Annotated in this window: 1 pseudogene; it reads right to left on the bottom strand. The window is 69.4% G+C overall.

Annotation, left to right across the window (positions count from 1 at the left end):
• A pseudogene (locus tag ACFLIT_RS17820) lies at positions 1–977 on the bottom strand (hypothetical protein); the annotation flags it as partial.

Raw genomic sequence — 977 nt, 5'->3', positions numbered from 1 at the left:
GTTGGTCAGGGCCACGTCCGCCAGCCGGGTCTCGGCGGCGGTGTTCTCCGCCACGCCCTGCAGATTGCTGACCTGCAGTCCGACCGGCGGGGTCTCGCCGTCGCCCACCGTGATGTCGAACGTCTCCTGGCGCTGGCCGCCGCGGCTGTCGGTCGCCGTCACCGACACCTGGTAGACGCCCGCCGCCAGCGACTGGGCCAGCACAAGCTGCGAGCCCGACAGGCTGAAGCGGGCCTCGTCCGGCGCAAGGCCGTAGGTCACGTCCGGCGTCGCATCGTCAACGCTGGCGCTCAGCAAGCCCACCACCGTTCCCACGGCCGCGCCGTCCGGCGCCGTGTCGCCGTTCAAGGCGATGTCCGTCACCGCCGGCTGCAGAAGCTGCGCAAGCGTGAACGTCCCGTCCAGGAACTGAAACACTTCAACATCGCTGAGCTGATCCGTCCCGTCGCGCGGCGCGGCCGCCCGGTCGGCGATCTGCACCAGGGAGCCGTTCAGCAGGGCGCTGTATTCGGACCTCGCCCCGGAGAACACCGCTGTGTCGGTTCCGGCGCCGCCATAGATGCGATCGTTCCCGCCGGCGCCCGACAAGGTGTCGGCGCCATCCGCCCCGTTCAAGGTATCGGCCAAGGCGCCGCCGATCAGGGTGTCGTCGCCAAGGCCCGCGGTGAAATTGACTTGCTCGACATTGACCAGGAATACGCCGCCGCCCACTGCCTGCAGAACGGTGGTGTCGGTCAGGTCGAGGTGCATGGCCACGTTTGTGGTCAGGAAGTCGGCCGTGTAGCGGTCGACGCCTTCGCCCCCGTCCACATAGTCTGGCCCGGTGCCGCGCTTGGTCTCCAGCATGTCATCGCCGGCGCCGCCGAACATGCTGTCGTTGCCGGGACCGCCGGAGAGCTTGTCGTTGCCGTCGCCGCCCTGCAGGATGTCGCTGCCCGAGCCGCCCTCCAGGGTGTCGCCGCTGGTGCTGCCGATCA

The sequence above is a fragment of the Caulobacter sp. HJHS_5 genome (assembly GCF_056683955.1).
Note: the sequence above shows the minus strand (reverse complement) of the source record. Positions and strands in the feature narration are given on the sequence as shown.